Here is a 6,220-nt window from a genome sequence, read left to right as displayed (position 1 = left end):
GCACAGGCTGCCCACCCGTGCACAGGCTTGCGTCTCGGGGGCACCGGTCAGGGCCTCGCAGGCCCCCGCTGGGTATGCCTAGCCCGCTCGGGCGGCCCGGCCCGGCCCGGTATGCCTGGCCCGCTGGGTGGGCCCGGACCGCCCGGTATGCCTGGCCCGCTGGGTGGGTCCGGTCCTCAGCCCACGACGGTGAGCAGGATCTTGCCGATGTGCTGGCTGGCCTCCATCTCGCGGTGCGCGGCGGCGGCCTCCTCCAGCGGGTGGCGCGACTGGACGAGCGGGCGCACCCGCCCCTGCGCCACCCAGGGCCACACGTGCTCGCGGACGGCCGCGACGATCTCGGCCTTGCCCTCGGGCGGCCGGGAGCGCAGCGAGGTGGCCTGGACCCGGCCACGCTTGGCCAGGAGCGCCCCCAGGTCGAGCTCGCCCGTGCGTCCACCGAGCAGGCCGATGACCACGAGCCGGCCGTCCCGGGCCAGGGCGCGGATGTTGTCCGGGAGGTACTTCGCGCCCACCACGTCGAGGATGACGTCGGCACCCCGGCCGTCGGTCGCGGCCTTGACCTCCTCGACGAAGTCCTGCTGGCGGTAGTTGACGAGGACGTCGGCGCCGAGATCGCGGCAGGCCGCGAGCTTGTCCGCCGACCCGGCGGTCACCGCCACCTGGGCGCCGAGGGCCTTGGCCACCTGGATGGCCATCGTCCCGATGCCGCTCGAGCCGCCGTGCAGCAGCACGGTCTCACCCTCGCTCAGCCCGGCCTCCATGACCAGGTTGCTCCACACCGTGCACGCCACCTCCGGGAGCGCGGCGGCGTCCTCGAGAGGTATGCCGTCGGGAGCGGGGAGCAGCTGACCGACCGGGACGGCGACGGTCTCGGCATACCCCCCGCCGGCGAGCAGGGCGCACACCTCGTCGCCGACCGACCACCCGGCGTCCTCGGTGCCCTCGCCGAGGGCGCTGATGCGCCCGCTGACCTCCAGACCGGGCAGCTCCGAGGCACCGGGCGGGGGCGGGTAGGCGCCCTTGCGCTGCATGACGTCGGCGCGGTTGACGCCGGCGGCGACGACGTCGACGAGCACCTCGCCGGCGCCGGCGGTGGGGGCGGGCACGTCGGCGGGGACGAGGGCGTCGGCCTCACCGGGCTCGGGGATGGTGATCGCTCGCATGACCCCAACGTAACGGTCGGCAGGACCGACCCGCGGCCGGGCCGCCCGGTGGCTCAGAGGGTGACGACCCACTCGGCGTAGAACAGCCCCAGCCCGGCGGCGACGCAGATCCCGGCGACGATCCAGAAGCGGATGACGATGGTGATCTCGGCCCACCCCAGCAGCTCGAAGTGGTGGTGCAGCGGGGCCATCCGGAAGACCCGGCGACCGGTCGTCCTGAAGCTGATGACCTGGATGATGACCGAGGCCGTGATGATGACGAACAGCCCGCCGAGGACCACCAGGAGCAGCTGGGTGTGGGTGAGGATCGCCATACCGGCCAGGGCCGCGCCGAGGGAGAGCGAGCCGGTGTCGCCCATGATGATGGCGGCGGGGGAGGCGTTCCACCATAGGAAGCCGGCGCAGGCCCCGGAGATCGCGGCGGCGACCACGGCCAGGTCCAGCGCGTTGCTGATGGAGTAGCAGTTGGAGCCGGGCTCGATGCCGCAGGCCTGGTTGTGCTGCCACATCGCGATGACCACGTAGGCGCCGAAGACCATCGTGCAGGCCCCGGTGGCCAGCCCGTCCAGGCCGTCGGTGATGTTGACCCCGTTGGAGGCGCCGGTGATGAGCAGGTTGGACCACAGGAGGAAGAGGAGGAGCCCGACCACCGGGCCCGCGAAGGCGAGGTCCAGCGGGGTGTCGCGGACGAAGGAGATGGCGGTCGAGGCCGGGGAGCGACCCTGCTCGTCCTCGACGAGCAGCGCGGCGAGCGCGAAGACGACCGTGACGAGCGTCTGGCCCACGAGCTTCTGTCCCGAGGTGAGCCCGAGGCTGCGCTCCTTGCGGATCTTGGTGTAGTCGTCGAAGAATCCGATGACGCCCAGGCCGGTGAGCAGGAAGAGCACGAGCAGCGCGTTGACCGAGACGGGGGTGGCGCTCACGTCGATCAGCCCCGTGAGGTCGAGGAGCAGGACCGCGCCGTGCGAGCCGAAGTAGCCCACGAGGGCCGCCCCGATGATCACCGCCCCGCCCATCGTGGGCTTGCCCCGCTTGACGTGGTGGTGGGTCAGGTCGTCCCGGATGAACTGGCCGTAGCTGCGCCGGACGAGGAAGCGGATGAACAGCGGCGTGCAGAGCAGCGCGAGCAGCATCGCGAGCCCGCCGGCGAGCATGACGTTGACCATCGAGTCCCTTCCTGCCCGCTGCCGCCGGCCCGGTCGGGCCGTGGGCGACCCAGCCGGATCACTCTAGACCCGCGGCGACCGGTCGGACGGGGAGCTCGCGGGGCGCGCCGTGGTCGCTAGCCGATGAGGATGCCGGCGATCGCGGCGCTCATGAGGTTGGCCAGCGTGGCCGCGAGGATGGCGCGGATGCCGAGCTGGGCGATCTCGCGACGCCGGTCCTTGATGAGGCCGCCCAGCCCGCCGAGCAGGATGCCGAGCGAGCCGAGGTTGGCGAACCCGGTGAGGGCGAAGGTGACGATCGCCGCGGTCTTCGGGCTGAACTCGTCGATGACCGGCGCGAAGTTGGAGAAGGCCACGAACTCGTTGACGACGACCTTCTGCCCGACGAAGCTGCCGGCGCTGGTCGCCTCGCCCCACGGGACGCCGATGACGGTCATGAGCGGCGCGAAGACGTAGCCGAGGAGCTGCTCGAAGGTGAGGTCGGGCGCCCCGAACCACCCGCCGACCGTGCCGATGAGCAGGTTGACCAGCGCGATGAGGGAGATGAACGCCAGCAGCATCGCGCCGATGTTGAGCGCGAGCTTGAGCCCGTCCGCGGCGCCCGAGGCGGCGGCGTCGATGACGTTGCGGTACTCCATACCCTCGAGCTCGTCGTCGTCCTCGTCGCCCGTCGACGTCGCCCTCTCGTCGGCCGGTTCGTCCGCGGCGGCCGCCTCGCCCTCCTCCTCCGGCGGCACGTCGTCGACCTCCTCCGGCAGCACGAGCTTGGCCATGAGCAGCGCGCCGGGTGCCGCCATGAACGAGGCGGCGATGAGGTACTCCAGCGGCGCGCCGAGCAGCGAGTAGCCGACGAGCACCGAGCCGGCCACGGTCGACAGGCCGCCCACCATGACCGCGAAGAGCCCGGAGGTGGTGAGACCGCGCAGGTAGGGGCGGATGACCAGCGGCGCCTCGGTCTGCCCGACGAAGATGTTGGCCGCGGCGTTGACCGACTCCGCCTTGCGGGTGCCCAGCGCCCAGCCGAGCGCCGAGCCGAGGCGCTCGACGACGAACTGCAGGATCTTGAAGTGGTAGAGCACCGCGGTCAGCGAGGCGAAGAAGATGATGACCGGCAGCACCTGGAAGGCGAAGACCGAGCCGGCGTCCTCGCCCTGCGGCAGCACCGGCCCGAAGAGGAACTCGATGCCGGCGTTGGCGGAGTTGATGACCGCCTGCACGCCCAGCGACACCTGCTCCAGCGCGCGCTGCCCCCAGGACCAGTAGAGGACGAGGACGCCGAAGACGACCTGGATCGTCAGCGCCGCGAGCACGGTGCGCCAGCGCACCGCCCGTCGGTTCGTCGAGAGCAGCAGGGCCAGCCCGATGAGGGCTGCCATGCCGCCGATGCCCCAGAGCACATCCATGCTGGACCTCCCGGTATGCGTCGTCGCAGGTGTGCGGCGACGGTACCGCGTGAGGCGGGGTCGGGTGGCGGGGGTGGGTAGGGTGGGCCCACGACCAGTCGACGCGAGGGGAGCGGTCGTGGAGCCCAGCGAGCAGCAGCAGGCGGTGCGCGCGGTCGCGCAGCGTTTCGTCGAGATCGCGCCCGCCGGGTGGGCCCGGCTCGTCGGCAACTGGGAGGCGACCCGGGTCGACGGGCGGGTCAACCTCAACTACGTGACGCTCGGCGTCGTGGACCTGCAGGACCGGTGGGGCGCCGGCCAGTTCGACTTCGACGAGCGGCTCTACGACCTGGTGGTCGAGCTGCACGAGGCGATGGCGGCCGACGGTGACCGGTGGACGGTGCTGGACCTGGAGGTCGACGCCGACGGGGCCTTCCGCACCAGCTTCGGCTACGGTCAGCCCAAGCGCAGCCTCGGGATCGAGGACGAGGAGTCGATGGGGCGGTTCCAGGACTACCTCGCGACGTGGGTCGCCGAGCACGGCGAGCGCCCGCAGCGCTGAGCAGGGATCAGACAGGACGATGGGGAGGGCGATGGCCGGCTCCGGCGCTTCGGGCCGTTCGTCAACAAGTAAGGAAGCACTATGAGCCAGGACACGCTGATTGATGAACACGTTGAGCACGTTGTTGCAGTCCTGACTGCCGAACACTCCCAGTGGGTTCGAGCGGTGGCGTGGGTGGGGCGGCTGCAGGACAGCGCTGGGACGCCAGCTGAAGGCGATATCTACCTCAATCGCGTCTTGTGCTGGGAGGACGGGGAGGTCGTTACGAAGTACTACACCGGCGTCGACGACTACGACGCCTATCTCGCCATTTCGCAGATGACCTGCGACGTCGATTGGACCCAGTTCAGGCTGGTCGCGGATCGAGATGGCGGCCGACAGGTCGAGTTCGTGACGAACGAGCGGCGGCGTCAGGTCGAAGGCTCGGCAACCGACCCGTACTGGCACCAGGTCGACGACTACCTCGAGCTCAACCGGGAGGAGGTCGATGCGCTGGTGGATCGGCTGCGGGACAGCGGCGACCTTCCTGGCGAGAAGAAGACGTCGGGCCGAGGGCTGCTCAGCTACTTCCGCCCGGGTACCTGAGCGGCGGAGGGAAGGACTGAGCATGGAGCTTCCGGGATGGCTCACGGGCTCGAGGGTGGTCAGTCGGTCCTCCTCGGTGGCGAGCGCTACGGAAGGCGCACTGACCTGGACGATGACCCGGGATCGGCGGGGCGTCGTCACCCTCGAGGTGCTCTCCCGGCGTACTTTCGTCAGCGCGTGGCACCCGCACCTCGTCGGCCTCGTTCTCGACGAGCCCGCTGGTGCGGTCCTTCCCGACGGGTGGTCTGCCGCAGAGGTCATGAGGTTCAGCGATGTCGACGGCGCCCAGCGGGAGGTATCGGCGAACTGGCTCGTCCTCGACACTGTGGAGAACCTCCGCTACGAGCACCCGTGGCGGTGCGAGCTGCCGGTGCCCGCCGACCGGATCAGCGCGCTCTTCTTCGGCTCCCTGACCGATCACTGCTGGCTGGAGAACGCCACGGACCACGCGTGGATCGTGCGCTACGAGTCCAGGTCGAGCCTGTTCAGCTGGACCGACCACATCGGCAGCACCCCGACGATCCGCTCCTCCACGGTCGAGGTCGGCGACGACAGCAGGATCAGCCTTCAGCCCACCGGGGAGCGCCCCTGGTCGCGGTGACCGAGCCGCGCGGACAGCTCGGTGGCGGTCTGCCGGACCAGCTGCACCACGGGCTCGATCTGCACGTCCGGCTCCGCCGGGTAGGTGACGGCCACCCCTGCCACCGGGTGGCCGGCATGGTCGAGCACCGCCGAGGCGACCGACGCCAGACCGGGCGTGACGAGGCCGTCCTCGACGGCATACCCCCGGGCGCGGGTGGCGGAGAGCTCGCGACGCAGCTCGACGAGGGAGCGAGGGCCGGCGCCGTGTCGCTGCACGAAGGACTCGCGGGAGGGGAAGAGCGCGCGCGCCTGGGCCTCCGGGAGCGCGGCGAGGATGGCCAGGCCGCTCGCGGTCAGGGTCGCCGGCAGCCGCACCCCGACGTCGGAGACGAGCGAGGGCCGGCCCGCGACCCGCTCCTCGATGACGTAGAGGACGTCCGGGCCGTGCAGCACCGCGAGATGGGCGTTGTGCCCCGACGCGTCCGCGAGCCGGGTCAGCCGGGGCCGGGCCAGACGCTGCAGCGGCGCCTGCCGGGTGTAGGCCGAGCCCAGCTCGTAGGCGGCGACACCCAGGCCGTAACGCCGCTCCTCGGGCAGGTGCACGGCATACCCCTGCTCGACGAGGACCGCGAGCAGGTGGTAGGTCGTGGACCGCGGCAGCCCCAGCTCGCGGGCGATCGTCGCCGCCGCGACCGGCGTCGCGTGCCGGGCCAGCAGGGTGAGGATGGCCAGGGCGTGCCCGGCGGCGGGGGCGTTGCCGGTGGCCATGAGCCCGAG

Annotated in this window: 7 protein-coding genes; 3 read left to right on the top strand and 4 right to left on the bottom strand. The window is 71.4% G+C overall.

Annotated features, from left to right (window positions below; translation table 11 throughout):
• Nucleotides 1-176 precede the first annotated feature (176 nt).
• From AVL62_RS04365 to AVL62_RS04355, 3 genes are all read right to left on the bottom strand, one after another.
• Nucleotides 177-1,166: an NAD(P)H-quinone oxidoreductase gene (locus AVL62_RS04365; protein ID WP_058890450.1), complete on the bottom strand. Its 990-nt coding sequence runs from the start codon at nt 1,164-1,166 to the stop codon at nt 177-179.
• A 53-nt stretch (nt 1,167-1,219) separates the two neighbouring features.
• Entirely contained in the window at nt 1,220-2,332 is a 1,113-nt protein-coding gene (gene mraY / locus AVL62_RS04360) for a phospho-N-acetylmuramoyl-pentapeptide-transferase (protein ID WP_058890449.1), read from the bottom strand.
• A 116-nt stretch (nt 2,333-2,448) separates the two neighbouring features.
• The gene (locus AVL62_RS04355) at nt 2,449-3,735 is read right to left on the bottom strand and encodes a NupC/NupG family nucleoside CNT transporter (protein ID WP_058890448.1); all 1,287 of its coding nucleotides are present in this window, start codon (nt 3,733-3,735) and stop codon (nt 2,449-2,451) included.
• Nucleotides 3,736-3,853: 118 nt separating this feature from the next.
• Here AVL62_RS04355 and AVL62_RS04350 point away from each other — a divergent pair, with 118 nt between their 5' ends.
• The 3 genes from AVL62_RS04350 (at nt 3,854) to AVL62_RS04340 (ending at nt 5,462) form a co-directional block, all read left to right on the top strand.
• A complete protein-coding gene (locus AVL62_RS04350; RefSeq protein ID WP_058890447.1) occupies nt 3,854-4,276 on the top strand; it encodes a hypothetical protein in 423 nt (140 codons plus the stop codon).
• 81 nt (nt 4,277-4,357) lie between these two features.
• Complete coding sequence (locus tag AVL62_RS04345) at nt 4,358-4,861, top strand: hypothetical protein (protein WP_058890446.1); 504 nt, start codon at nt 4,358-4,360, stop codon at nt 4,859-4,861.
• 112 nt (nt 4,862-4,973) lie between these two features.
• Complete coding sequence (locus AVL62_RS04340; protein WP_153011665.1) at nt 4,974-5,462, top strand: hypothetical protein; 489 nt, start codon at nt 4,974-4,976, stop codon at nt 5,460-5,462.
• Here the strand turns inward: AVL62_RS04340 and AVL62_RS04335 are convergent.
• Nucleotides 5,429-6,211 carry an IclR family transcriptional regulator gene (locus AVL62_RS04335; protein WP_058890444.1) on the bottom strand — a complete coding sequence of 261 codons (783 nt, stop codon included), beginning with the start codon at nt 6,209-6,211 and terminating at the stop codon, nt 5,429-5,431. The two genes, AVL62_RS04340 and AVL62_RS04335, sit on opposite strands and share 34 nt — an antisense overlap.
• Between the last annotated feature and the right edge of the window lie 9 nt (nt 6,212-6,220).

The organism is Serinicoccus chungangensis (genome assembly GCF_001483745.1).
In the GTDB taxonomy this organism is placed as follows: domain Bacteria; phylum Actinomycetota; class Actinomycetes; order Actinomycetales; family Dermatophilaceae; genus Ornithinicoccus; species Ornithinicoccus chungangensis_A.
This window is presented reverse-complemented; position numbering and strand designations above follow the sequence as displayed.

Bases quoted from the DNA above. Each gene is read 5' to 3' on its own strand.
- AVL62_RS04365 (WP_058890450.1), bottom strand. From the start codon at position 1,166: ATGCGAGCGATCACCATCCCCGAGCCCGGTGAGGCCGACGCCCTCGTC.
- mraY (WP_058890449.1), bottom strand. From the start codon at position 2,332: ATGGTCAACGTCATGCTCGCCGGCGGGCTCGCGATGCTGCTCGCGCTG.
- AVL62_RS04355 (WP_058890448.1), bottom strand. From the start codon at position 3,735: ATGGATGTGCTCTGGGGCATCGGCGGCATGGCAGCCCTCATCGGGCTG.
- AVL62_RS04345 (WP_058890446.1), top strand. From the start codon at position 4,358: ATGAGCCAGGACACGCTGATTGATGAACACGTTGAGCACGTTGTTGCA.
- AVL62_RS04340 (WP_153011665.1), top strand. From the start codon at position 4,974: ATGACCCGGGATCGGCGGGGCGTCGTCACCCTCGAGGTGCTCTCCCGG.
- AVL62_RS04335 (WP_058890444.1), bottom strand. From the start codon at position 6,211: ATGGCCACCGGCAACGCCCCCGCCGCCGGGCACGCCCTGGCCATCCTC.